This window comes from Solimonas fluminis, assembly GCF_002930645.1.
Classification (GTDB): Bacteria; Pseudomonadota; Gammaproteobacteria; order Nevskiales; family Nevskiaceae; genus Solimonas_A; species Solimonas_A fluminis.
Genome location: NZ_PSNW01000004.1, coordinates 37,371 through 60,101 on the forward strand (window position 1 = coordinate 37,371; position 22,731 = coordinate 60,101).

The window sequence follows — 22,731 nt, forward strand, 5'->3', positions numbered from 1 at the left end:
ATTGAATTGTATAAATAATCCTGTCATGGCAGGACCAGCTTACACGGCGTCGAAGGCCGCGGTGATCCAGTCGGGACGGCCGGCACCGTCGAAGGCGACGACGTCGAAGCGCACCGGGCGATGTCCGTGCTCGGGGTGGGACGCAAGGTACATCTGCGTGGCCAGCACGATGCGCTGCTGCTTGCGCGCATCCACCGATTCGGCGGCGCTGCCGAAGCCCGGGTTGCTGCGGCTGCGGACCTCGATCACCGCGAGGGTGTCTCCGTCACGCATCACCAGGTCCAGTTCGCCGCCGCGGCAGCGGTAGTTGCGCTGCAGCAGCTTGAGTCCGCGCGACTGCAGAAGGCGCAGCGCGCGATCCTCGGCCTCGCCGCCGTTCACGGCACCGCGCCGACAGGCGCCGGCGACGTCTCCAGCAGGCTCAGGCCCTCGGGGCGGATTTCGGCGCACTGCAGGCCACGGCGGACCGCGCCGTTGCCGCCGACGCTGAGCAGGCCGGTCATGCCGGGCATGCGCGACAGCGATGCGCCCGGGTGCAGGGTGGAGGCGATGGCCTGTGCGTCGTAGCCGAAGGCGAACAGGCGCGGCTCGCGGCGCTGTCCGGCGAGGTCGGCCGCCTCGGCACGCTCCGCCGCGTAGTCGCCGGGCGCGAGGATCCAGGGCATGTCGCAGAAGCGCATGCCGGCGGTGTCGTTGTCGGGTCGCCCGCCGTAGGCCGCGGCCGTGGTGTAGACCGGCAGGTTGCCGGCGTAGTAGAAGCGCAGCATCGCGCCGATCAGGCGGGCGTCGATGTTGCGGGCGACCACGAACACCATGTCCACGTCGCTGCGGCGGGTGCCGGCATCCTTCTGCGTGCGCAACAGGTTGCGCACCGTGGCCGAGAAGTCCTTCTGGTTGACCGGGTAGCGCGAGGTCTCCACCACCTGCCCGCCCAGCGCCTGGAAACGCTGGCGGAAGGCGGTGTAGGTGCGCTCGCCCCAGTCGGAGCCCGGCGTCAGCACGATGGCGCGGCGCAGGCCCTGGCCGGCGGCATGCTCGGCGGCGGTGCGCGCCTCGTCCTCGGGCGCGAGACCGAACTGCAGGAAACGCGGCGGCGCCGGCTGCGATTCGTCCAGGTAGTTCAGCGCCAGCACCGGCACGGCCGGGCTGCCCTGCTGCGCCATGGCGGCGACGCTCTCCTTGCGCAGCGGCCCCACCACCACGGCGGCGCCGTCGCGCAGGGCCTGGGCGTAGGCGCCCAGGGTGGCATCGGCGCTGGCCGCGCTGCCGACGTCGTAGATGCGCACGCGGCCGGCGGCGCCGTTGCGGAAGTGCGCCGCCAGGTAGCCGTCGCGCACGGCCTCGGCACTGGCAGCAAAGGCCCCGCTCAGCGGCAGCAGCAGTGCGGTGCCGCCGGCATTCACCGGCTCGGCGGCCGGAACGGCCTGGCCGGGAACCGCGTCCGGGGTGGCGGCCGGCGGGGCCGCCGGCGTCGCGGTGGCCGCGGCGCCCTCATTGCTGCCGAACAGCGCGCGCGCCCGAGCTTCCTCGATGCGCGGCGCCAGCGACGGCAGGCCCGCGCTGGAAGCCGGCAGCGCCTTGGCCGCCTCGAAGGGCTGGTTCTTCAGCAGCAGGCTTTCGGCACGCAGCAGCTGCAGGCGCCCGAACTTCTCGCCGCCGAGGGCATTGGCGGGAATGTGCTGGGCCAGGCCCAGCGCGCGGTCGGCGTCGCGGGCAGCCACCGCCGCCTCCGCCGCCGCCAGCCAGAACTCCGCCGCCAGGGCCGGCGGCTGCGCCAGCGCGGAACGCTCGTAGGCCGCCGAGGCCGCGGCGTAGTCGCCGCGCAGCCAGGCACTGCGCGCCTCTTCCAGCGCCGGCGCGGGGCCGGGCGCGCCGGGCAGCGCGGGGTCTTCCGCCGCCGGCGTGCTGGCGCAGGCCGGCAGCAGCACCGCGGCCAGCGCGAGGAACAGCAGGGCCGGCGAATTGAACTTGGGCATGTCGCCTCGGGGCAAACGATAATGGGCGAAGTATGACATGCAGGCCCCTGTGGAGACGTCCGTGAACACCCCCGCCAACGCCGTCCAGCCCGGCCATCTCTACGTCGTCGCCACGCCGATCGGCAACCTCGGCGACCTGTCGCCCCGTGCCCTGGCGGTGCTCGGCGGCGTGGATGCGATCTGCGCGGAGGACACCCGCAACAGCGCCGCCCTGCTCAGCCATTTCGGCCTGCGCAAGCCGCTGCTGGCGCTGCACGACCACAACGAGGAGCAGGTGGCCGCGGGGCTGGTCGGACGGCTGGCCTCCGGCGAGTCCCTGGCGCTGGTGTCCGACGCCGGCACGCCGCTGGTGTCCGACCCCGGCTTCCGGCTGGTGCGCGCGGCCCGCGAGGCCGGCCTGCCGGTGGTGGCCCTGCCCGGCCCCTGCGCCGCCATCGCCGCGCTGTCGGTGTCCGGCATCGCCAGCGACCGCTTCCTGTTCGTGGGCTTCCTGCCCGCCAAGTCCGGCCAGCGCCGCGCGGCGCTGGAGGACCTGGCCAGCGAACCGGCGACGCTGCTGCTCTACGAGTCCAGCCACCGCATCGCCGAAGCGGCCACGGACCTGGCCGCCGTGCTGGGCACCCGCCGCGTCTGCATCGCGCGCGAACTGACCAAGCTGTTCGAGCAGAGCGAGGTGATGGCGGCCGCCGATCTGCCGGGCTGGATCGCCGCCGACGCCAACCGCGGGAAGGGCGAGTTCGTGCTGGTGGTGGAAGGCGCGGCGCGGCGCGAAGCCGTGGCGGGAGGCGCGGACGTGGCGCGCATCCTGCGCGTGCTGGTGCGCGAACTGGGGGCCTCGCAGGGGGCGAAGCTGGCGGCGGAGATCACCGGGCTGAAGAAGCGGGACCTGTACGAGATGTCGCTGACGCTCGGCGGCAAGGAAGAAGGCTAGTCACGCTTTTTTGCTCGGCGTTTGCACGCGGCCTGCACCCGTCCTGCAAGACCGGCCTCCAGAATCGGTGGACGTCCCCGAGGAGCCACAGACCCATGAAACGCCGGCGCTGGATCATGACCGGGCTAGTATCGACAGCCCTCGCGCTCGCCCTGTGGGCATTCTGGCTGGAGCCTGCGAGCCTGCGGACGCGCGAGTATTCCCTGGCATTGCCGGGCTGGCCACAGGCCTGCGATGGAATGCGTGTGGCCGTGCTCGCCGACCTGCATGTCGGCTCACCCTGGCAGGGGCCGGCGCAGTTGCAGCGGATCGTGCAGGCCGTGAACGCCACAAGGCCCGACCTGGTGCTGCTGGCCGGCGACTACGTCATCGACAGTGTAGTCGGCGGAAGCTTCGTGTCGCCGGAGCAGATGGCTCCGGAGCTGGGAAAGCTCTCTGCGCCGCTGGGCGTTTTCGCGGTACTGGGCAACCATGACTGGATGCTCGATGGCCCTCGGGTGAGCCGTGCGCTGGAAGCTGCCGGCATTCGCGTGCTGGAAGATGCCGCGCGGGCAGGGCTGCGCGGCGACTGCCGATTCTGGCTCGCAGGCGTGGGCGACTTCTGGGAGGCGAAGCACGACTGGCGACAGGCCCTTGCCGCAGTGCCGGAAGCAGCCCCGGTCCTGCTGTTCACGCACAACCCGGACGTCTTCGCGGAACTGCCGCCACGCGTCACGCTGGCCATCGCCGGGCATACCCATGGCGGCCAGGTGCGTATCCCTGGCGTCGGCCGGCCAGTAGTGCCCTCGCGTTACGACGAACGCTACGCGGCAGGCCATGCGGTGGAGGATGGCCGCCATCTCTTCGTGAGCACAGGCCTGGGCACCAGCATCCTGCCGGTGCGCTTCCTGGTACCGCCAGAGATCCCGCTCCTGCGGCTCAGGGCCGCGGTGCGCTAACGCCCCTGCGAACCGAACACCCGCTTGAGGATCTCGGTGGTGCGCGCGGCCGGGTTCTGGCGGATGCGCGCTTCTTCCTGCGCGATGGTGGTGAACAGGCCCGCCAGGGCCTGCTGGGTAACGTAGGCGTCGAGGTCGATGTTCTTCACGCCGGCCATCTTCAGCAGCGGGCCGTAGGACGAGGCCATCTGCTTGTACTGCTGGGTCACGCCGACGCGCTGCGTGGTGACCTGCACCAGCGGGTAGACCTTGGCGTAGATGGCGTCACTGGAGGTGCGGCGGAAGAACTGCGTGGCGGCATCCGGCGAGCCGTTGAGGATGGCGCGCGCGTCCTGGATGCTCATCTGGCGCACGGCGTTGCCGAAGATCTCGGCGACCTGCGGCACCGCCTGCTCGGCGGCGCGGTTCAGGGTGAGGTGGAAATCGTCCACCGTCTTGCCCTGCCCGAAATTGCGCAGGCCCTTCTCCAGCTTGGCCAGTTCCGGCGGGACCGGGATGCGCACGCCGGCATTGCCCCAGTAGCCGTCGTTGCGTCCGAGCTGGTTGATGGCCTTGGTGGTGCCCACCGCCAGGGCCTCGCGCAGGCCACCGACGATCTCGTTCTCGCCCAGGGGCGCCTGGCTGGCGCCAGGCTGGCCCATGGCGCCCAGCACCTGGCCCAGGCCCTGCTCGAAGTCCGCCGTGGCGCAGCCGGCCAGGGAGAGCGACAGGGCGACGACGACGATCCGCTTGTGCATGCCAGGATTCCTTCAAGGATGCATGGAGCCTAGCGCAAGCCGGCCGCCCGCGATGTCAGCAATCTGCCCGGCGGCCTGTCGAGGCCGTATAGTCGGCGGCAGGACCATCCAGGCCGCGGAGGCCGCCCGTGAACAACCTCGAAACCATCGAGCTCAAGGCCTTCCTGCCGGCGAAGGATTTCGCCCTGTGCAAGCAGTTCTACATCGACGCCGGCTTCACCCTGAGCTGGTCCTCGGAGGTGATGGCCCAGCTGCATGCCGGCAGCGCCACCTTCCTGCTGCAGGACTTCTACGTGAAGGAGTTTGCCGAGAACCTGATGATGCACCTGCTGGTGCCGGACGTGGAGGCCTGGTGGCGGCACATCTCGGCGCAGGACCTGCCGGGGCGCTATGGCGTGATGCTGCAGCCGCCGGAGGACCGCGACTGGGGCATCCGGGACTTCGTGATGAACGATCCGTCGGGGGGTGTTGTGGCGGATCGGACAGTCGATCGAGCCGTGAAAGCAAGTGCCAAGTGCTCGGGACCGAATGCTGAGCGGTACGCCGCCTTCGTACTTGGCACTCGGTCCTGAGCACTCAGCACTTTCTTCTAGAATTCCAGGTCCAGCGCTCCACACAGCCAGTCGCACAGTGGCGCGACATCCTTGTAGCGCTTCATCAGCAGCTGCGGCAGGCCCGGCGAGAGGATGTCCTCGTCGGACAGCGGGGTGCTGGCGATGAAGTCCTTGCGCTTGAGGTCGTCGATCAGCTCGTGGGCCGGGTCGTAGCCCTTGGGCGGGCGCGACAGCGAGTCGCCGCCCATCTCCCAGTGCCTGCGGAAGGCCGCCGAGCGGGTGGCCTGCTTCCAGCTGGCCGGGTTGTTCAGCAGGTAGTTGCGGATGCGCTTGAGGCTTTCGGGCTGGGGATGCCAGATGCCGCCGCCGGTGAAGCACTCCCCTGATTCCAGGTGCAGGTAGAGCACCGGCGCGTCGAGGCGGCCCATCGCCGCGTTGCCGGCATCGCCGCGCTGCATCGCCTTGGTGGCGGCGTGGTAGAAGGTGATGCCGACGTGGGTCTTGTAGGGCGTCTTGTCCGCGGCGAAGCGCGTGTCGCGGTGGATGCGGAACAGGGAACCGCCGACCGGCTTGGGGTTGGCGACGATCTGCTCGCTCAGGGAGCGCAGCGGGGCCTCCATGGCGGCGATCAGGCGCAGCGCCGGCCCGCGCACCTGCTCCTCGTAGCGGTCCTTGTTGGCCTGGAACCACTCGCGGCTGTTGTTTCGCTTGAGCGCCTTGAGGAACTTGAAGAGGTCCGGGGTGAAGTACGCCTCTGCCTTGGCCATGGCCTTCCCTGTCAGGAGTGATTTTTCTAACTTGCCAAGCCCGCGCGCCTGGCGCAAGTTTGCGGGACCAATCTACGGGAGCGGGACATGGCACAGGGCGTACGCGAGCAGGTGTCGGCGGAGGAATGGGCGCTGCGGGTCAACCTGGCCGCGGCCTACCGGCTGGTGGCGCTCTACGGCTGGGACGACCTGGTCTTCACCCACATCTCGGCACGCGTGCCGGGCCCGGAGGATCATTTCCTGATCAATCCCTATGGCTTCATGTTCGAGGAGATCACCGCCAGCTCGCTGGTGAAGATCGACCTGCAGGGCCGCAAGGTGATGGACTCGCCGCACCCGGTGAACCCGGCGGGCTTCACGATCCATAGTGCGATCCACGCCGCGCGCCACGACATCCAGTGCGTGATGCACACCCATTCGCTCAACGGCGTGGCGGTGTCGGCGCAGAAGGACGGCGTGCTGCCGATCTCGCAGCAGTCGCTGTTCGTGCTGTCGTCGCTGGCCTACCACGACTACGAGGGCGTGGCGCTGAACGAGGACGAGAAGCCGCGCCTGGTGCGGGACCTGGGCGACAAGGTCTTCTACATGCTGCGCAACCATGGCCTCCTGACGCTGGGCAACACCATCGCCGATGCCTTCCTGCAGATGTACATCTTCGAGGCCGCCTGCATGATCCAGGTACGGGCGCAGGCCGGCGGCGGCGAGCTGATCCCGATCGCCAAGCCGATCCTGGAAGGCATCCAGAAGCAGGTGCAGATGGTGACGCGCGGCCTGGGCGGCGCGCTGGCCTGGCCGGGGCTGCTGCGCAAGCTGGACCGGGTGAACCCCGGATACGCCGACTAGCTACTTCGGCTTGCTGCCGGTTTCGGCCGGCAGGTTGGCGGCCTGGGCCTTGATCTCGCCGATCATGGCCTTGCAGTCGTTGTCCTCGCCCAGGCCCAGCTCCACCGTCGGCAGCAGGACCGCCAGCGGGCCCACCAGCAGGCCCAGGGCGGCGGCGATGCCGCCGCGCGCCGCCAGGCGCTCCCAGTCCGGGCGGACGCTGGGGTCCTTGAAGCTGCCGCCGATGTTGATCGGCGCACGCAGCGAGGCCAGGCCCAGGCGCTTGGGCTTGGTATGGATGCGGTAGTCCAGGATCTCGTCGCGCAGGTTGATGCTGCCGTCGCCGAGGATGTTGGCCTCTCCGGTGTCCACCAGCAGCAGGCGCGTGCCGAGCAGGCCTTCCTTGAGCTCGAAGTCGCCGATGGCGCAGCGCACCTGCGTCTCGGAGGGCAGGCCGATGGCCGACAGCAGGGCCTTGCCGAATTCCAGGCCGGCGAGATTCACCAGCAGCGCGCTGAGGCGGCCCCGGTTCATGTAGAGCTTCAGCTCGCCGTCGCCGCTGCCCAGGATCTGGGCGGTGGAGTTGCCGTAGCTGTCGATGCGCGCGCGGCCGCCGATCAGGCCGGCGCCGTCCAGCGCGGGATTGCCGCGCACCAGGCGCTTGAGGTCGATGCGGCGGAAGTCGACGTCGGCGACCGCGTGCATCACCTCGCTGGCGCCGTCCAGTTCGATGTTTCCGGCGATCTGGCCCTCGCCCACGGTGAAGCGCAGCGGCTTGAGCGCGAGCACGCCCTGCTTCGCCGTCAGGTGCGCTTCCAGCCGGTCCAGCGGCAGGGCGCTCTCGATGCGTCCGGCTCGGTAGCGGATGTCGAGGTCGGCGGCGCGCAGCTTCGGCAGGTTGATCGGCTGGTCGGGCAGCACGCGCTCGCGGGCCTGCGCCTGGGCGCGCTGCTCCCTCTGCGCGTCGCTTTCTCCCTCGGCGCCGGCCTTGCCGGGTGTCGCGCCCACCAGTCCGCCGAGGTCGGCCAGCACCACCTGGTTCGAGCGCAGGTCCGCCGTCACCAGGCGGCGCTTGCCGCCCAGGTTCACCGCCAGTTCGCCGGACAGGTCGCTCTGTCCGACGCTGCCATTGAACTCGTGGAAGCGGATGCGCCCCTGCTGATAGTCCAGGCGCCCCCGCAGCTGGTAGGGCGCGGTCGGCGGCAGCGGCACGCCGGTAAGGCTGTAGAGATCGGCCAGGCTGTCGCCGTTCAGCTGCAGGTCGAGCTGCGCGCCGCCGAACTGCAGCGGCTGCAGCAGCGTGCCCTTGAGGAGGATGCGGGTGGCGCCGTTGACGACACTGAGGCTGAGCGGATAGGGCCGCTGCGGCTGGCGCAGCCCCAGCAGGGAACCGCCGACGAAATGGGCGGTGATCGGCGCCGCATCGTAGGTCCCGCGCGCTTCCGCATGCAGGCGCGGCTCGCCGTCCGCGGCGGCCTCGGTGCCCACCAGGATCTCGAAGTCGGCGTGCAGGCGCGGTTCCTTCACCAGGACGTGGCCGCCGCGGATCTCCAGGCGGTCGATCTCCAGCACCCAGGGACTGCCGCCGCCGGACTCGCGCCGCGGCAACTGCCAGTTCGGCTTGCCGTCCGGCCCCGGGCGCAGGTCCGCATCGGGCTTGTCGAGCTGGATGTCCATCAGGTGGATCTGGCGGCGCCACAGGGCCCAGGGATTGATGCGGATGGCCAGGCGCTCCACCTTCGCCATCCGGCTGTCGGCCGGGAAGCCTTCGGGATTGGAGACGGCGATGCCGTCCAGCACCACCCGCGGATGACGTCCGAGGTCCACGTCGATGTTCTGCACGGTGACGGGGCGTCCGAGGGCCACCGAGGCCCGGCGTTCCAGCAGCGGGCGGAACCAGTTCCAGTCGCCCAGCAGCAGCAGCGTTGCCAGCAGCAGCAGCGCCACATACAGGGTCCAGCGAATCCGGGGGCGTTTCTGCGTCATTGCTGTTTCCGCTTGGGCAGGCCGGGCTCAGGGTTGTGACAGCCGCCCGGGGCCGGTGTTCCCCTATCGGCGGCGCAGGATCCAGGCCTGTGCAGCATGCACCGGCAGCCACAGGACGATCCAGTGCAGGTTCTGCTGGGCTCCCGGCAGCAGCAGCAGGGCCAGCGCCAGGACGGCGCCGGCCGCCGCCGCCAGGGACAGGCCGCGCGCCGTGGGGCCTGCCACCGCGCCGGCACGAAGCTGCCGGAACCAGGCCGGCAGCAGCAGCAGGCACAGCGGGCTGAACAGCAGCAGGTTGCGGTTTTCCCACATGATCCAGTGGTCGGTCAGGAACCAGACCGCCAGCAGCACCAGCCCGCCCAGGCCGGCCGCGAGATTGAGCAGCAGCGCCAGGCCGAACAGGCCCCAGCGCGCGGGCGCGGCCTTGCGCAGATGCGACAGCAGGAGCAGCAGCGCTCCGAGGACCAGGCCCAGGACCGCCATCGCCGGCAACAGCGACGGCGGGCGCTCCGGTTCCGGCAGGCCGCCTTCCAGCACGCGCAGTTCGCCGCGCAGCAGCGGCCGCGAGCCGCCGCCGGCGGAGTCGAGGCGCGCCGTGCGCAGCGACTCCATCAGCACCATGGGCACGAAGCTCTGCTGCCAGCGGTCGATGGGCCGGTCTCCCCTCGCCGCCACCACCGCGTCCATGCCCAGGAACAGCGGCGGCACGGGGGACATCAGGCGCGTGGCCTCGAAACGGTAGCTGACCGGCGTGCGCTGGCCCTCGAGCTGGCGACGCAGCTGGCCGCCGGTGACGCGGTCGATGGCGTCGCGCACGCGCGTCGAGCAGTTGGAGAGGAAGTAGTCGTAGTGGTACTCCGCGTTCTCGGGACGCGCGTTCCAGTCCAGGAAGGCCGCCAGCTCGCGGCTCTGCGCCGCGTCCAGGTCCAGCTCCTGCGCCTGCACCCAGCGGCCTTCGTACTGGTACTGCGCCAGCGTATCCGCCAGCGGTTCCACCGCGAGGCGGTACTGCATGCGCCCGCGGGCGAAGTTCAGGAAGAAGTTCTTCTGGCGGAAGTCGAAGATGCCGTAGTTGTAGACGCGATCCTCGCCGTTGGCGACATCGCGCACCAGCAGGGCGTTGTGGCCGAAGCGCTGCCAGTACACCGGGCCGGGCGCGAAGGTCAGCAGCACGATCTGCGGCGCCGGGCGCTCCTGGGCCAGGGGCGCGGGCTCCTGGGCCCGGGCACCGTTCAGGGTCAGCAGCGCCAGCATCAGCGCGAGGATGAACGGGCGCATGGCGTTCAGGCGAGCGGCGAGACGATGCGGGGCATGCCTGGCGCACGATGCCGGCACGCGTCTTCGGCCCGTTTCAGCGTGCTCATGCCGGCGACAGCGTGACTTGAAACATGTGCACGCGGCGGCTGTCGGCGCGCTGCACGTTGAAATTGAAGCGCTCGATACGCACGCTCTCGCCGCGCTTGGGCATATGGCCGAAGCGATGCAGCACCAGGCCGCCGATGGTGTCGAACTCGTCCGTCGGGAATTCGGTGCCGAAATAGGCGTTGAAGTTCTCGATGGTGGTCAGGGCGTTGACCAGGAAGCGGCGCTCGTCCTGCTTGAGGATCAGCGCGCCCTCGGCCTCGTCGTACTCGTCGTCGATGTCGCCGACGATCTGCTCCAGCACATCCTCGATGGTGACCAGGCCGGCGACGCCGCCGTACTCGTCGGCGACGATGGCCATGTGGTTGCGCGACTTGCGGAAGTCCTTCAGCAGGACGTTGAGTCGCTTGGACTCGGGCACGAACACGGCCGGACGGATCAGGCGCTGCAGGTCGAAGGTGGCGGGATCGAAACCCTCGACGCCGGAGGAGAACTTGAGCAGGTCCTTGGCCAGCAGGATGCCCAGTACCTCGTCGCGCGAGTCGCCGGTGACCGGGAAGCGCGAATGACCGGACTCCACCACCACCGCCAGGATGCGGTCCAGGCGCCAGTCGGACTCCACCGTCACCATCTGTGCGCGCGGCAGCATCACGTCACGCACCTGGGTGTCGGCGCTGTCGAGGATGCCTTCGAACATCTCCTGCGCGTCGGCGTCGAGCAGCTCGCTCTCGCGCGCCTCCTGCAGCACCTCCAGCAGTTCCTCACGGGTCTGCGGGCCGCCGCCGAAGTTGTGGGTCACCCGGCGCCACCAGCGCTGCAGCGCGGTGCCGTCGGGCCTGGGACTATGTTCGTCGTTATCGTTCATAAGGGTCGGAGAAGCCCAGACGCTTCAGGATACGGGTTTCCAGCGCTTCCATGCGCAGGGCCTCGGAGTCTCGCTCGTGGTCGTGCCCCAGCAGGTGCAGGCATCCATGGACCACCATGTGGGCCCAGTGGGCACGGGCCGGCTTGCCCTGCTCGGCGGCCTCGCGCGCCACCACCGGCGCGCAGATCACCAGGTCGCCCAGTACCGGCAGGCTTTCCAGCTCCGGCTCGCCCTGGAAGGACAGCACGTTGGTGGGTTTGTCCTTGCCGCGGTACTGATGGTTCAGCTGGCGCGATTCCTCGTCGCCGACGATGCGGATGTTCAGCTCGCCCTTCTCCCGGCCGAGGGCGGCGAGCGCCCAGCCGCGCAGCGAGGCCGGCGAAGGAATGCCGGCGGCGGGAACCAGGCGCTGGATGCTGACTTGTGCCGGCATGGATCAGCCCTGCCCCTCGGCCTGCAGCTCGTGCTGCTCGTAGGCATGCACGATGGCCTGCACCAGGGGGTGGCGCACCACGTCTTCCTTCTGGAAGCGGGTGAAGGAGATGCCGGGCGTGGTGCCGAGCACGCGCTCGGCGTGGCGCAGGCCGGACATCTGGTGCTTGGGCAGGTCCACCTGGGTCATGTCGCCGGTGACCACGGCGACGCTGCCGAAGCCGATGCGCGTCAGGAACATCTTCATCTGCTCGACCGAAGTGTTCTGGGCCTCGTCGAGGATGATGAAGGATTCGTTGAGCGTGCGGCCGCGCATGAAGGCCAGCGGCGCGATCTCGATGACGCTCTTCTCGATCAGGCGCGCGACCTTCTCGAAGCCCATCATCTCGTAGAGCGCATCGTACAGCGGGCGCAGGTAGGGGTTGATCTTCTCGGCCATGTCGCCGGGCAGGAAGCCCAGCTTCTCGCCGGCCTCCACCGCCGGACGCACCAGCACGATGCGGCGCACGCGGTCGCGCTCCAGGGCCTGCACGGCGCTGGCCACCGCCAGGTAGGTCTTGCCGGTGCCGGCCGGACCGATGCCGAAGTTGAGGTCGTTGCTGGCGATCGCCTTCAGGTAGTTCTTCTGCTGCTGGCTGCGGCCGCGCACGACGCCGCGCTTGGTGCGGACCACCACCTCGCCGGTCGCCGCACGTTCTTCCTCGGCCGCCGCCGCGTCCAGTTCCGGGTCGGGGCCGTGCTCGGCCAGGGCCAGGTGGACGTGCTCGGTGGTGACGATGTCGTCCTCGGTCTGCGCGAACAGGTCGCGCAGCACCGACTCGCCGCGGGCGATGTCCGGACGGGCGCCGACCAGCTGGAAGCGGTTGCCGCGGCTGCGGATCTCGATGCCCAGGCGCAGTTCGATCTGCCGCAGGTGGGCATCGAAGGGGCCGTTGAGGTTGGCGATGCGCTGGGCCTCGTCCGGCAGCAGCTCCATGTCGAGCCGCGCCTGCGCCGGTGCCTTCTTCATGCCGCCACCGCTTCGGCCACCAGGCGGCCACGGAAGGAGTTGGGCTGCATTTCGGTCAGCTCGACGTCGACGAAGCGGCCGATCAGCGACTCGGGGCCGTCGAAGTTGACCATGCGGTTGTGCGAGATGCGGCCGGCGATCTGGCCGCGGCCGCGCTTGGAGACCTTCTCGACCAGCACGCGCTGGGTGCTGCCGACCAGTGCCTGCTTGAAGGCGTCGTCGAGCTGCTGGATACGCTGCTGCAGGATATGCAGCCGGCGCGACTTTTCCTCGAGGGGAACGGTGTCGCGCAGGTTGGCCGCCGGGGTGCCGGGACGCGGGCTGTAGTTGAACGAGAAGGCACAGTCGAAGCCGCATTCCGCGATCAGGTCCATGGTGCGCATGAAGTCGTCCTCGGACTCGGTGGGAAAGCCCACGATGAAGTCGGAGGACAGCGACAGGCCCGGCCGCGCCTGGCGGATGCGGCGGATCTTGTCGATGTACTGCGCACGGGTATAGCCGCGTTTCATCATGCCGAGGATGCGGTCGGAGCCGGATTGCACCGGAAGGTGCAAATAGCTCGCCAGCTTGGGCTCCTCGGCATAGGCCTCGATCAGGGAATCGGTGAACTCGGCCGGGTGCGAGGTGGTGTAGCGGATGCGCTCGATGCCCGGAATCTGCGCCACGTAGCGGATCAGCAGGGCCAGGTCGCAGAGGTCGGCGGTGTCGCCCATGCGGCCGCGGTAGGCGTTGACGTTCTGCCCCAGCAGGGTCAGCTCGCGCACCCCCTGCCCGGCCAACTGCGCGCACTCCAGCAGCACGTCGTCCAGCGGGCGGGACACTTCCTCGCCGCGGGTATAGGGCACCACGCAGAACGTACAGTACTTGGAGCAGCCCTCCATGATCGACACGAAGGCGGTAACCCCCTCGGCACGCGGCTCCGGCAGGCGGTCGAACTTCTCGATCTCGGGGAAGCTGACGTCCACCGCCGGCTTGCGCAGGGCGCGGGTGGTCTCCAGCAGCTCCGGCAGGCGGTGCAGGGTCTGGGGACCGAAGACGATGTCCACCAGGGGCTGGCGGGCCGCGATGGCCTGCCCTTCCTGGCTGGCGACGCAGCCGCCCACGCCGATCAGGCGGGCCGGATCGGCCTTCTTCCAGTCCTTCCAGCGGCCCAGTTCGGAGAACACCTTCTCCTGCGCCTTCTCGCGCACGGAGCAGGTGTTCAGCAGCAGCAAGTCGGCCTCGTCCGGATTCTGGGTGCGCTCGTAACCATGTGATTTTGCGAGCACATCCGCCATCTTGGACGAGTCGTACTCGTTCATCTGGCAGCCGTAGGTGATCAGGTACAGCTTCTTGGACATCGCGGGAGGCACAGCCGGGTGGGGCGCCGATTATACCGGAACCCCCTTTTTCAACGGGTTACAGCGCTTTTCAGCCGCTTTTCAGGAAGTTATCCAGATTGCGGCGGGCGGTGGCCCGGACCTTGCCCCGCAGCAGCGGGGTCCAGCCGAGCAGCAGGCCGGGCGTCCCCAGGGCCTGGCGCGACCAGCTCCAGAACCCGAAGCGGTCGTGGTGGACCGCGATCAGGCCGTCGCGGAAAGTGAATTCCGCGTCGATGCGGTTCAGCACCAGGCGGCCGGTGGCGGAGAAGCGGTAGTGCGCATCCCAATGCGCCCGGCCGGAGCGGTCGTCGGCCTGGATGCCGCTGTAGTCCAGCCTCCAGACGTCCGCGCCCCTGGACCGGGTGGCCTGGCAGAGCATGGCCCACATGCCGGCGGTCTCGCGCTTGCCGTGCAGGGTGAAGACCGGGTCCTGGAACTCCACGTCCGGCGCGTAGCAGGAGGCCATGGTGCCGGCGTCCAGCGCGGCGAAGGCGCGGTAGAACTTCTCGATGGTCTCGGCGTTGCGGTGCATGGTCTTTCCCGGAGGCTCAGGGCCGTTCGTGTTGCGCCCGCCGAAACATGAACCGCCCCTGCCCTGCGGTCAACAGGTTCCCGCCCGCACTTCGACAAGCTCCGTGCGAGCGGGAATTCCCCCACCGTTGGGGGCAGGCAGGAATCTCTAGTTGAACGTCTTCCCCTCTGCCGCCAGCTTCGCCAGCAGCGGCGCCGGCTCCCAGAAGCCGGGCGCGGACAGCGGGTTCTTGGCGAACTCGCGGCAGCGCGCGGCGACCTTGTCCAGGCCCTGCATGTCGGCGTAGAGCATCGGGCCGCCCAGGTGCAGCGGGAAGCCATAGCCGTTCAGGTACATCATGTCGATGTCGGAGGCGCGCAGGGCGATGCCCTCCTCGACGATGCGCGCACCCTCGTTGACCAGGGCGTAGACCAGGCGCTCGACGATCTCGCTGTCGGGGATGGCGCGGCGGGTGACGCCGGCCTCCTTCGACACGTCCAGGATGATCTTCTCCACTTCCGGGTCCGGATGCGCGGTGCGGTCGCCCGGCTGGTAGCTGTACCAGCCCTTGCCGGTCTTCTGGCCGTTGCGGCCCAGCTCGCAGATGCGGTCGGCAATCAGCGCACGGCGCATTCCGGGATGCTCGGCGTAGTGGCGCTTGCGGATGTACCAGCTGACGTCGTTGCCGGCGAGGTCGCTCATGCGGAACGGACCCATGGCGAAGCCCAGCTTCTCGATGGCGGCGTCCACCTGCTGCGGCAGCGCACCCTCCTCCAGCAGCACCAGGGCCTCGGCGCTGTACTTGCCGATCATGCGGTTGCCGACGAAGCCGTCGCAGACGCCGGCGACCACCGGCAGCTTCCTGATGCGGCGGCCGAGCTGCATCACGGTGGCCATCACGTCCTTGGCGGTCTGCTTGCCGCGCACCACTTCGAGCAGGCGCATGACGTTGGCCGGCGAGAAGAAGTGCAGGCCCACCACGTCCTGCGGGCGCTTCGTGAACAGGGCGATGCGGTCCAGGTCCAGCGTGGAGGTGTTGCTGGCCAGGATCGCGCCCCGCTTCATCACGGCGTCGAGCTGTTCGAACACCGCCTTCTTGACGTCCATGTCCTCGAACACGGCCTCGATGACGATGTCGGCCTGGCCGAGATCGGCGTAGGACAGCGTGGGCTGGATCAGCGCCATGCGCTGGTCCAGCTTCTCCTGCGTGAGCTTGCCCTTCTTGACCTGGTTCTCGTAGTTCTTGCGGATCACGGCCAGGCCGCGGTCCAGCGCCTCCTGCTTCACCTCGAGCAGGCGCACCGGAATGCCGACGTTGGCGAAGTTCATGGCGATGCCGCCGCCCATGGTGCCGGCGCCGATCACCGCGGCCGAATGGATCGGGCGCAGCGGCGTGTCGTCGGGGATATCCGGAATCTTGGCGGCGGCGCGCTCACCGAAGAAGGCGTGGCGCAGGGCGCGCGACTCGGGGCCGTTGACCAGGAACTCGAAGCCCTTGCGCTCCACCTCCATGCCCTCGTCGAAGGGCCGGGTGGCCGCAGCCTCGATGCATTCCAGGCACTTGAGCGGCGCCGGGAAGGGACCGGCCTTCTTCGCGACCTGGGCACGGGCCGCGGCGAAGAAGGCAGCGGCGTCCGGCTGGGCCAGCGCGCGGTCGCGCACGCGCGGCAGCGGGCGGGTGCCGGCGACCTTGCGGGCGAAGGCCAGCGCGCCGGCCAGCAGGTCGCCGGCGATCATCTCGTCGAACAAAGCGGTGCCGGCGAGCTTGGCCGCCGGCACCATCTCGCCGGTCACCACCATCTCCAGGGCGGTCTGCACGCCCACGAGGCGCGGCAGGCGCTGCGTGCCGCCGCCGCCGGGCAGCAGGCCCAGCTTCACTTCCGGCAGCGCGATCTGCGCGTCGCCCAGGGCCACGCGGTAGTGGCAGCCCAGGGCCAGTTCCAGGCCGCCGCCAAGGCACACGCCGGAGATCGCGGCCACCACGGGCTTCTGCAGGGCCTCCAGGGTCGCGATGATGTCGTGCAGGTTGGGCGTGGCCAGCATCAGCGGGCTGTTGAACTCGCGGATGTCGGCACCGCCGGAGAAGGCCTTGGGCGTTCCGGTCAGCACCACGGCCGTGATCGCCGGATCCCGGGCGGCCTGGGCCAGGCCCTCGGCAATGCCCTGGCGCAACGGCAGGCCCAGGCCGTTGACCGGCGGGCTGTTCATGCTGATGACGGCGATATCGCCCTCGCTGCGATAGGCGCAGACGGACATGGGGGTCTCCTCGTTCTGGAAATGGGTCGCTGTGAATCCTGAAGGCTAGCCCCGCCTCCCTTCATCATTCAAATGAATGATTTTGATCCCTTTCGATAAGGGCGGCTCATTGCTTGCCCCCGTGTCTCATGAGACACGGGGAGTTGCCATCGGCCCGATTGATGAAAGGGGATTCATGGAATTCATTGGCCTGATGGGCAGGGCCGGCCTATGCTCCCGCCCGCCATCCTTTGGAGGAGACCATGGACCTGAACTTCACGGCCGCGGACGAGGCCTTCCGCGCCGAAGTCCGCTCGTTCATCGAGCGGAAGCTGCCCGCCGACATCCGCCGCAAGGTGCTGGAGAGCCAGCGCCTGGTGAAGGACGACTACTACCGCTGGCATGTGCTGCTGCACGAGCAGGGCTGGGTCGCGGCCAACTGGCCGAAGGAATTCGGCGGCCCGGGCTGGAACGCCGCCCAGCAGCACATCTTCGAGGAGGAATGCGCCGATGCCGGCGCACCGATCCTCTCGCCCTTCGGCCTGCGCATGGTGGCACCGGTGATCATGGCCTTCGCCAGCCCCGCCCAGCAGCAGTACTACCTGCCGCGCATCCGCAGCGGCGAGCACTGGTGGTGCCAGGGCTACTCCGAGCCGGGCTCGGGCTCGGACCTGGCCTCGCTGCGCACCCGCGCCGAGCGCGTCGGCGACAAGTACATCGTCAACGGCCAGAAGACCTGGACCACGTTGGGCCACCATGCCAACTGGATCTTCTGCCTGGTACGCACCAATGCCGAGGCGCGCAAGCAGGAGGGCATCTCGTTCCTGCTGATCGACATGAACACGCCGGGCATCACCGTGCGTCCGATCATCATGATCGACGGCGAGCACGAGGTGAACGAGGTCTGGTTCGAGAACGTCGAGGTGCCGGTGGGCAACCTGATCGGCGAGGAGAACAAGGGCTGGACCTATGCCAAGTACCTGCTCGGCCACGAGCGCACCAATATCGCCGAGGTGGGCCGCTCCAAGCGCCGCCTCAAGCGCCTGAAGGAGATCGCCGCGCAGCAGCCCGGCTCCGACGGCAAGCCGCTGCTGCAGGACGTCCGCTTCCGCGACCGCATCGCGCAGGTGGAGATCGAGCTGATGGCCCTGGAGATCACCAACCTGCGCGTGATCGCCGCCGACATGGAGAAGCGTGCGCCCGGCCCCGAGGCCTCGCTGTTGAAGATCCGCGGCTCGGAGATCCAGCAAACGCTGACCGAGCTGATGATGCAGGCGCTGGGCCACGACGCCCTGCCCTTCCAGCACGCGGCGATGGACCCGGAGTATGCCGGCGAGGTCATCGGCCCCGGTTACGGCGTGCCGCTGTCGGGCCAGTACTTCAACTTCCGCAAGACCACGATCTACGGCGGCTCCAACGAGATCCAGCGCAACATCATCTCCAAGATGATCCTCGGCTTCTGAGGCTCCCGACATGAACTTCAATTTCAGCGAAGAGCAGCAGCAGCTGCGCGACACCCTCGACCGCTACGTGCGCAAGGACTACGGCTTCGAGAAGCGCCGCGGCATCATCCATGGCGACAGCGGCTGGAGCGCCGAGGTCTGGGCGCAGCTGGCCGACCTCGGCGTGCTGGCCGTGGGCCTGCCGGAAGAGCACGGCGGCCTCGGCGGCGGTCCCTTCGACACCCTGCTGGTGATGGAAGCCCTGGGCCGCGGCATGGTGGTGGAGCCCTACCTGGCCACCGTGGTGCTGGGCGCCGGGCTGGTGGCGCGCGCCGGCAGCGAGGAACAGAAGGCGGAAATCCTGCCTGCCGTCGCCTCCGGCGATCGGCGCCTGGCGCTGGCCCACCACGAGCGCGGCGGCCGCTACGACCTGTCACGTATCGAAACCTCCGCGCGCCGCGATGGCGACGGCTGGGTGCTGGACGGCCACAAGAGCGTGGTGCTGCACGGCGCCGCGGCGGATACGCTGCTGGTGTCGGCGAGGACGCCCTCTGGCCTCTCGCTGTTCCTGGTGGACGCCGGGGCTTCCGGCGTGACGCGCCGCGACACGCCGGCGCAGGACGGCCACCGCGTGGCCGAGGTGATGCTCAGGTCTGCGCGCGGGGACCTGGTCGGCGACGAGGGCGCCGCGCTGCCGCAGATCGAACTGGCGCTGGACCATGCCATCGCCGCGCTCTGCGCCGAGGCGGTGGGCGGCATGGCCGCGCTGATCGAGGCGACCGTCGGCTATCTCAAGACCCGCAAGCAGTTCGGCGTGCCCATCGGCAGCTTCCAGGCGCTGCAGCACCGCGCGGTGGAGATGTACCTGCACGCCGAGCAGGCCCGTTCCATGAGCTACCTGGCCGCCGACAAGCTCGGCGCGAGCGACGCCGCCGAACGGCGCCGCGCGATTTCCGGCGCCAAGGTGCTGGTGGGCAATGCGGCGCGCTACGTCGGCCAGCAGGCGGTGCAGCTGCACGGCGGCATCGGCGTGACCGACGAGCTGGCCGTGGGCCACTACTTCAAGCGCCTGACGATGATCACGCTGCTGTTCGGCGACGTGGATCACCACCTCGCGCAGTTCGGCGAAGCCATGTCGGCCTAGCTTCAGAGGTCCCGGCAAAGCCCTCTTCCGCGATCGGAGGAGGGCTTCTTCCTTGGGCACTCCCGCGAATGCCCGGGCTCCGGCGTTGCCCAGGCCGGCCCCGCCCCCCGGCGAGCGCCGGGAGGGACTTAGCGCATCGCTGCAATCGCGTCCCTCAGTTCCTGCTCGCCGAGACTGGGGTCGCCGCCCTTCGGCGGCATCTGCCCCTTGCCCCGGATGGCTGACTTGAGCAGGCCATCCGGCCCGCCGGCGGCCTTTTCGCGGGCAGCCCAGGCCGCCTTGTCGTGCGACTTCGGAGCCCCCAGCATCCCGCTGGCATGACAAGCTCCGCAGACCTGCGCCACGACCTGCGGGCCGCTGCGCGGCGCCGCCGGCGCGGCCACCGGCGTCAGGGCCGCCAGCTCCTGATCCGATGTCGCCACGAGGCCGACGGGGGCGATGCGCCGGGCGATCAGTTCGCGCTGCTGCTCCATGTCGGGCTCCTGCTGGCCGACGATGCGCGAGGCCAGCACCAGCCCGCCCGCCACCGCGTGCAGCAGCACCACGACCAGCGTGAAGCGGATGAAGAAGGCACGGTTCGAATGCTTGTCCAGGATGTCGATCGGCGGCGGCGGACCGGGCCTGACGTCCTTCGGATCAATGTCGATCGTCATCGCGCTTCCTATCCAGCGCCTCTGCCGCGCCGGCAGGCTCCAGGTAGCGGGCATCGTTGGCGTGGCGCTGCGAGCGCCGCTCCAGTTTCGCCGCCTCCTTGCGGCCCACCGGCTTGCGATCGGCCATCTCGGCCTCGTCGGGACCATCGCCCATGCCGGCGGTGGACCCGCTGCGGCGGAGCTGCGCATCCTGCGGCGCGCGGCGCGCGCGGACCGCGGGCGAGCGCGAGGGGTCGTCGTCCAGCAGGGTTTCAGGCGACAGGTCGTCGGCGGTCACGTGGCCGTCCGGTGTCTCGCCGCCGCTGCGGCCCAGTTCGGCGACCCGGGCGGCGGGAAACGGCCCGGCGCCACCCGGCTCTCCGGCATCGCGCTCCAGTTCCAGCGGAGCGGCGCCACGATTGTCGCGGCGGCGCTTTCGCGAGTAGGGCGCCGCGCCGCGCACGCGCTCGCGGCTCACTTGGAACCCCCGCCCGCCTTCTTGGGAGGCACCTTGGCGCCCTTCCTGCGCGCCTCCGACAGGCCGATGGCGATGGCCTGCTTGCGGCTGCGCACGGTGCCGCCCTTGCCGCCGGGCCCGCTCTTGAGCGTGCCGCGCTTGCGCCGGCGCATGGCGCTGGCGACGGTCCGGGCGGCGCCCTTGCCGTAGCGGCGGCCGCCGGATGATTTCTTGGTTGCTGCCATGTTGTCCTCCTTGACCTCGGTGTTGGGCTGCTTCCGGGGAGCCGCCTCGAATCCCATCAGGGCGAAGCGCCGCTGCGGGTCCATCCAGAGTTTCTGCGCCTGCCAGCCGGCCGCCGCCGCGAGCGCGACCATTCCGCCCGGCAGGTACTTGTGCGAGCTTTCGGTGTGAATCGTCTCGCCGGCAGCGAAGTGGAAGCGGCACCCGCCGATCCGGACCCATTGGTCACGGCGGCTGCGCAGGTGCATCTCGATGCGATGCAGGGCCTTGTCGTAGACCGCCAGATGCTCGAAGGCCGCCGTATCGAAGTCCGCGCCGTGCTCGCGATTCAGGCGCGCCAGCAGGTTGAGGTTGAAGCTCGCGGTGATGCCCTCGCCGTCATCGTAGGCGCGGCGCAAGGTAGCGGCGTTCTTGCGCAGGTCCACGCCCAGGATCAGGCGCCCGCCGGGTCCGGCGGCATCGCGGAACCGGCCCAGCAGGCGCTGTGCCTGGACCGGCTCGAAGTTGCCGACGGTGGAGCCGGGGAAGAACAGCAGCCGGCGCTCGGCAACGGGCAGGCCTGCATGGCACCAGGGCTGCGTGAAATCGGCGCAGACCGGCACCAGCGGCAGATGCGGCAGTGCCTGGCGGATGGCCTCGCGGCAGCGCCAGAGCACGCTGGGGTCGATATCCAGCGGCGCGTACCAGCGCGGGTCTTCCAGCGCCGACAGCAGTTCGCGCGTCTTGCAGCCGCAGCCTGCGCCGGGCTCGATCACTCCGGCCCCGGCGCCGGCGAAGCCGGCAATGTCGTCCAGGTCGCGGCTCAGGATTTCCAGTTCGGCGCGCGTGACGTAATAGTCGCGCGTCTCGCAGATGCGCTCGAACAGGTGCGAGCCCCGCTCGTCGTACAGCAGCCGGGTGGGCAGGCGCTTCTGCGGGCGCGACAGGTCGCCGACGATCTCGGCCAGGTCGGGATGCTCCAGGAACTCGACGGCCGGCGCGGATGCCGTTCCCCCCCTTACCAGCTCTTCGTCGCTCACCGGATGTCCCTCGCCAGCCGCAGGCCGCTGAACTGCCAGCGCGCCTCCGGCGGAAAGAAGTTTCGGTAGCTGCGCCGCCAATGGCTGGGCGGCGTGGCGCAGGAGCCGCCGCGCAACACCAGCTGGTTGCACATGAACTTGCCGTTGTACTCGCCCACCGCCCCCGGCGCCGGCCGGTAGCCGGGGTAGGCGGAATAGGCGCTGCAGGTCCAGGCCCATGCGCCGCCGTACCAGGCGCCGTCGGACAGGCCCGGGTGCAGGCGCGGCGGCGCGTCCTGCGGCGCCGGAGCCGGCTCGGCCGCCAGGGCCTCCCACTCCTGCTCGCTGGGCAGCCGGGCACCGGACCAGCGGGCGAAGGCATCGGCCTCGTAGTAGCTGAGGTGGCAGGCGATGCCGTCGGGCTGCAGCGGCTGCGGGCCCGCCAGCGTGAACTCGGAGCGCAGGTCGCGCGACCAGTACAGGGGGCGGCGCCATCTGTGGCGCTGCACGGTCGCCCAGCCATCGGACAGCCACAGTTCCGGCCGCCGGTAGCCTTCATCCTCGATGAAGCCACGGTACTCGCGGTTGGTGACGGCACGGGAGGCGATCTCGTAGGGCGCCAGCAGCACGACATGGCGCGGCTGTTCGTTGTCGAAGGCGAAACCTTCGCCTTCGTGGCCGCAGGCGACTTCACCGCCGCCGCGCAGCCAGCGCAAGGGTGCCGCGGCCAGTGCCGCGCCTGGGGCAGCGATGCGGCCATAGGCCGGCAGCAGGGGATTGCGCGACAGCAGGTGCTTGATGTCGGTGAGGATCAGTTCCTGGTGCTGCTGCTCGTGATGCAGCCCCAGTTCGACCAAGGCCCGCAGCGACGCGGAGAGGGGTCCGGAAAGCACGTCCAGCATCGCCCGGTCGACCTGGGCGCGGTACTGCATGACTTCGCGCAGCGAGGGCCGCGTCAGCAAGCCACGGGCGGCACGCTCGAAGGGCTTGCCAAGACGCTGGTAGTAGGAATTGAAGAGATCCAGGTAGCGCCGGTCGAACGCGCGGTAGCCCGGGCGGCGGGACAGCACCATGGTTTCGAAGAACCAGCTGGTATGCGCCAGATGCCACTTGGCGGGGCTGGCATCCGGCATGCTCTGGGCAGCGGCATCCTCCGGCGACAGCGGCGCGCACAGCGCCTCGGTCACGGCACGTATCCGCTGGTAGCCCAGGCCCAGCGCCACGGCTTCCGTGGCGGTCCTGGCCGGGGCCCGGCCGGCGGGCGGCCTGCGGCCTGCGCTGCTGCGCAATGCGATGGCGGTCATCGGCGCCCTCCTTGGCTCTCGACTC

General features: G+C 69.7%; 22 protein-coding genes. 6 read left to right on the top strand and 16 right to left on the bottom strand.

The window, feature by feature from the left end:
• Nucleotides 1–39: 39 nt before the first annotated feature.
• The gene (locus C3942_RS08640) at nucleotides 40–381 is read right to left on the bottom strand and encodes a YraN family protein (RefSeq protein WP_104229987.1); all 342 of its coding nucleotides are present in this window, start codon (nucleotides 379–381) and stop codon (nucleotides 40–42) included.
• Nucleotides 378–1,976, bottom strand: a complete 1,599-nt coding sequence (locus C3942_RS08645) for a penicillin-binding protein activator (RefSeq protein ID WP_165797386.1) — start codon at nucleotides 1,974–1,976, stop codon at nucleotides 378–380. Before C3942_RS08645 ends, C3942_RS08640 begins: the two co-directional genes overlap by 4 nt.
• Nucleotides 1,977–2,013: 37 nt before the next feature.
• On the opposite strand from C3942_RS08645, the gene rsmI reads away from it, so the two are divergent.
• Nucleotides 2,014–2,907, top strand: a complete 894-nt coding sequence (gene rsmI / locus C3942_RS08650) for a 16S rRNA (cytidine(1402)-2'-O)-methyltransferase (RefSeq protein WP_104229989.1) — start codon at nucleotides 2,014–2,016, stop codon at nucleotides 2,905–2,907.
• Between the two features lie 95 nt (nucleotides 2,908–3,002).
• Entirely contained in the window at nucleotides 3,003–3,845 is an 843-nt protein-coding gene (locus tag C3942_RS08655; protein WP_104229990.1) for a metallophosphoesterase, read from the top strand.
• On the opposite strand, the gene C3942_RS08660 is transcribed toward C3942_RS08655, so the two are convergent.
• A complete protein-coding gene (locus C3942_RS08660) occupies nucleotides 3,842–4,582 on the bottom strand; it encodes a DUF4197 domain-containing protein (protein WP_104229991.1) in 741 nt (246 codons plus the stop codon). The two genes, C3942_RS08655 and C3942_RS08660, sit on opposite strands and share 4 nt — an antisense overlap.
• 128 nt (nucleotides 4,583–4,710) lie before the next feature.
• On the opposite strand from C3942_RS08660, the gene C3942_RS08665 reads away from it, so the two are divergent.
• Nucleotides 4,711–5,154 (top strand): VOC family protein, encoded by a 444-nt coding sequence (locus C3942_RS08665; protein ID WP_207766026.1) that lies wholly within the window; start codon nucleotides 4,711–4,713, stop codon nucleotides 5,152–5,154.
• Between the two features lie 17 nt (nucleotides 5,155–5,171).
• On the opposite strand, the gene C3942_RS08670 is transcribed toward C3942_RS08665, so the two are convergent.
• Nucleotides 5,172–5,903, bottom strand: a complete 732-nt coding sequence (locus C3942_RS08670) for a DUF2461 domain-containing protein (RefSeq protein ID WP_104229992.1) — start codon at nucleotides 5,901–5,903, stop codon at nucleotides 5,172–5,174.
• A gap of 87 nt (nucleotides 5,904–5,990) precedes the next feature.
• Between C3942_RS08670 and C3942_RS08675 the strand changes: the two genes are divergently transcribed.
• Nucleotides 5,991–6,746: a class II aldolase/adducin family protein gene (locus tag C3942_RS08675; protein WP_104229993.1), complete on the top strand. Its 756-nt coding sequence runs from the start codon at nucleotides 5,991–5,993 to the stop codon at nucleotides 6,744–6,746.
• Here C3942_RS08675 and C3942_RS08680 read toward each other — a convergent pair whose 3' ends face one another.
• From C3942_RS08680 to C3942_RS08715, 8 genes are all read right to left on the bottom strand, one after another.
• Nucleotides 6,747–8,711, bottom strand: a complete 1,965-nt coding sequence (locus C3942_RS08680; protein ID WP_104229994.1) for an AsmA family protein — start codon at nucleotides 8,709–8,711, stop codon at nucleotides 6,747–6,749.
• Between the two features lie 63 nt (nucleotides 8,712–8,774).
• Nucleotides 8,775–9,989 (bottom strand): Lnb N-terminal periplasmic domain-containing protein, encoded by a 1,215-nt coding sequence (locus C3942_RS08685; protein ID WP_104229995.1) that lies wholly within the window; start codon nucleotides 9,987–9,989, stop codon nucleotides 8,775–8,777.
• 82 nt (nucleotides 9,990–10,071) lie between these two features.
• Nucleotides 10,072–10,938, bottom strand: coding sequence for a CorC family transporter (locus C3942_RS08690; protein ID WP_104229996.1), 867 nt, complete (start codon nucleotides 10,936–10,938; stop codon nucleotides 10,072–10,074).
• Nucleotides 10,928–11,371 (bottom strand): rRNA maturation RNase YbeY, encoded by a 444-nt coding sequence (ybeY, locus tag C3942_RS08695; RefSeq protein WP_104229997.1) that lies wholly within the window; start codon nucleotides 11,369–11,371, stop codon nucleotides 10,928–10,930. The genes C3942_RS08690 and ybeY overlap by 11 nt, the downstream gene beginning before the upstream one ends.
• Before the next feature lie 3 nt (nucleotides 11,372–11,374).
• Nucleotides 11,375–12,379, bottom strand: coding sequence for a PhoH family protein (locus C3942_RS08700; RefSeq protein WP_104229998.1), 1,005 nt, complete (start codon nucleotides 12,377–12,379; stop codon nucleotides 11,375–11,377).
• Nucleotides 12,376–13,719, bottom strand: a complete 1,344-nt coding sequence (gene miaB / locus C3942_RS08705) for a tRNA (N6-isopentenyl adenosine(37)-C2)-methylthiotransferase MiaB (RefSeq protein WP_104229999.1) — start codon at nucleotides 13,717–13,719, stop codon at nucleotides 12,376–12,378. The genes C3942_RS08700 and miaB overlap by 4 nt, the downstream gene beginning before the upstream one ends.
• Nucleotides 13,720–13,789: 70 nt before the next feature.
• A complete protein-coding gene (locus tag C3942_RS08710; RefSeq protein ID WP_104230000.1) occupies nucleotides 13,790–14,272 on the bottom strand; it encodes a nuclear transport factor 2 family protein in 483 nt (160 codons plus the stop codon).
• A 147-nt stretch (nucleotides 14,273–14,419) separates the two neighbouring features.
• The gene (locus tag C3942_RS08715) at nucleotides 14,420–16,507 is read right to left on the bottom strand and encodes a 3-hydroxyacyl-CoA dehydrogenase NAD-binding domain-containing protein (protein WP_104230001.1); all 2,088 of its coding nucleotides are present in this window, start codon (nucleotides 16,505–16,507) and stop codon (nucleotides 14,420–14,422) included.
• A gap of 242 nt (nucleotides 16,508–16,749) precedes the next feature.
• Between C3942_RS08715 and C3942_RS08720 the strand changes: the two genes are divergently transcribed.
• On the top strand, nucleotides 16,750–17,949 hold the full coding sequence (locus C3942_RS08720; protein WP_104230002.1) for an acyl-CoA dehydrogenase family protein: 1,200 nt from the start codon (nucleotides 16,750–16,752) through the stop codon (nucleotides 17,947–17,949).
• 10 nt (nucleotides 17,950–17,959) lie between these two features.
• A complete protein-coding gene (locus tag C3942_RS08725; protein ID WP_104230003.1) occupies nucleotides 17,960–19,072 on the top strand; it encodes an acyl-CoA dehydrogenase family protein in 1,113 nt (370 codons plus the stop codon).
• A 128-nt stretch (nucleotides 19,073–19,200) separates the two neighbouring features.
• Here the strand turns inward: C3942_RS08725 and C3942_RS08730 are convergent, their stop codons facing one another.
• From C3942_RS08730 to egtB, 4 genes are read right to left on the bottom strand one after another with little or no spacing between them, the layout of a single operon-like run.
• Nucleotides 19,201–19,725 (bottom strand): c-type cytochrome, encoded by a 525-nt coding sequence (locus C3942_RS08730; protein WP_207766027.1) that lies wholly within the window; start codon nucleotides 19,723–19,725, stop codon nucleotides 19,201–19,203.
• Nucleotides 19,709–20,182, bottom strand: a complete 474-nt coding sequence (locus C3942_RS08735; RefSeq protein ID WP_104230004.1) for a hypothetical protein — start codon at nucleotides 20,180–20,182, stop codon at nucleotides 19,709–19,711. The genes C3942_RS08730 and C3942_RS08735 overlap by 17 nt, the downstream gene beginning before the upstream one ends.
• The gene (gene egtD / locus C3942_RS08740; protein ID WP_165797387.1) at nucleotides 20,179–21,423 is read right to left on the bottom strand and encodes an L-histidine N(alpha)-methyltransferase; all 1,245 of its coding nucleotides are present in this window, start codon (nucleotides 21,421–21,423) and stop codon (nucleotides 20,179–20,181) included. Before egtD ends, C3942_RS08735 begins: the two co-directional genes overlap by 4 nt.
• Nucleotides 21,420–22,706: an ergothioneine biosynthesis protein EgtB gene (gene egtB / locus C3942_RS08745; protein ID WP_104230006.1), complete on the bottom strand. Its 1,287-nt coding sequence runs from the start codon at nucleotides 22,704–22,706 to the stop codon at nucleotides 21,420–21,422. Before egtB ends, egtD begins: the two co-directional genes overlap by 4 nt.
• Nucleotides 22,707–22,731: the final 25 nt, after the last annotated feature.

What these genes read in the sequence shown, in the direction of transcription:
- C3942_RS08725 (WP_104230003.1), top strand. Translation starts at nt 17,960, where the DNA reads ATGAACTTCAATTTCAGCGAAGAGCAGCAGCAGCTGCGCGACACCCTC.
- C3942_RS08715 (WP_104230001.1), bottom strand. Translation starts at nt 16,507, where the DNA reads ATGTCCGTCTGCGCCTATCGCAGCGAGGGCGATATCGCCGTCATCAGC.
- C3942_RS08680 (WP_104229994.1), bottom strand. Translation starts at nt 8,711, where the DNA reads ATGACGCAGAAACGCCCCCGGATTCGCTGGACCCTGTATGTGGCGCTG.
- C3942_RS08690 (WP_104229996.1), bottom strand. Translation starts at nt 10,938, where the DNA reads ATGAACGATAACGACGAACATAGTCCCAGGCCCGACGGCACCGCGCTG.
- C3942_RS08645 (WP_165797386.1), bottom strand. Translation starts at nt 1,976, where the DNA reads ATGCCCAAGTTCAATTCGCCGGCCCTGCTGTTCCTCGCGCTGGCCGCG.
- C3942_RS08670 (WP_104229992.1), bottom strand. Translation starts at nt 5,903, where the DNA reads ATGGCCAAGGCAGAGGCGTACTTCACCCCGGACCTCTTCAAGTTCCTC.
- C3942_RS08660 (WP_104229991.1), bottom strand. Translation starts at nt 4,582, where the DNA reads ATGCACAAGCGGATCGTCGTCGTCGCCCTGTCGCTCTCCCTGGCCGGC.
- C3942_RS08730 (WP_207766027.1), bottom strand. Translation starts at nt 19,725, where the DNA reads ATGACGATCGACATTGATCCGAAGGACGTCAGGCCCGGTCCGCCGCCG.
- C3942_RS08700 (WP_104229998.1), bottom strand. Translation starts at nt 12,379, where the DNA reads ATGAAGAAGGCACCGGCGCAGGCGCGGCTCGACATGGAGCTGCTGCCG.
- ybeY (WP_104229997.1), bottom strand. Translation starts at nt 11,371, where the DNA reads ATGCCGGCACAAGTCAGCATCCAGCGCCTGGTTCCCGCCGCCGGCATT.
- C3942_RS08655 (WP_104229990.1), top strand. Translation starts at nt 3,003, where the DNA reads ATGAAACGCCGGCGCTGGATCATGACCGGGCTAGTATCGACAGCCCTC.
- miaB (WP_104229999.1), bottom strand. Translation starts at nt 13,719, where the DNA reads ATGTCCAAGAAGCTGTACCTGATCACCTACGGCTGCCAGATGAACGAG.
- C3942_RS08675 (WP_104229993.1), top strand. Translation starts at nt 5,991, where the DNA reads ATGGCACAGGGCGTACGCGAGCAGGTGTCGGCGGAGGAATGGGCGCTG.
- C3942_RS08685 (WP_104229995.1), bottom strand. Translation starts at nt 9,989, where the DNA reads ATGCGCCCGTTCATCCTCGCGCTGATGCTGGCGCTGCTGACCCTGAAC.
- C3942_RS08710 (WP_104230000.1), bottom strand. Translation starts at nt 14,272, where the DNA reads ATGCACCGCAACGCCGAGACCATCGAGAAGTTCTACCGCGCCTTCGCC.
- C3942_RS08720 (WP_104230002.1), top strand. Translation starts at nt 16,750, where the DNA reads ATGGACCTGAACTTCACGGCCGCGGACGAGGCCTTCCGCGCCGAAGTC.
- egtB (WP_104230006.1), bottom strand. Translation starts at nt 22,706, where the DNA reads ATGACCGCCATCGCATTGCGCAGCAGCGCAGGCCGCAGGCCGCCCGCC.
- rsmI (WP_104229989.1), top strand. Translation starts at nt 2,014, where the DNA reads ATGCAGGCCCCTGTGGAGACGTCCGTGAACACCCCCGCCAACGCCGTC.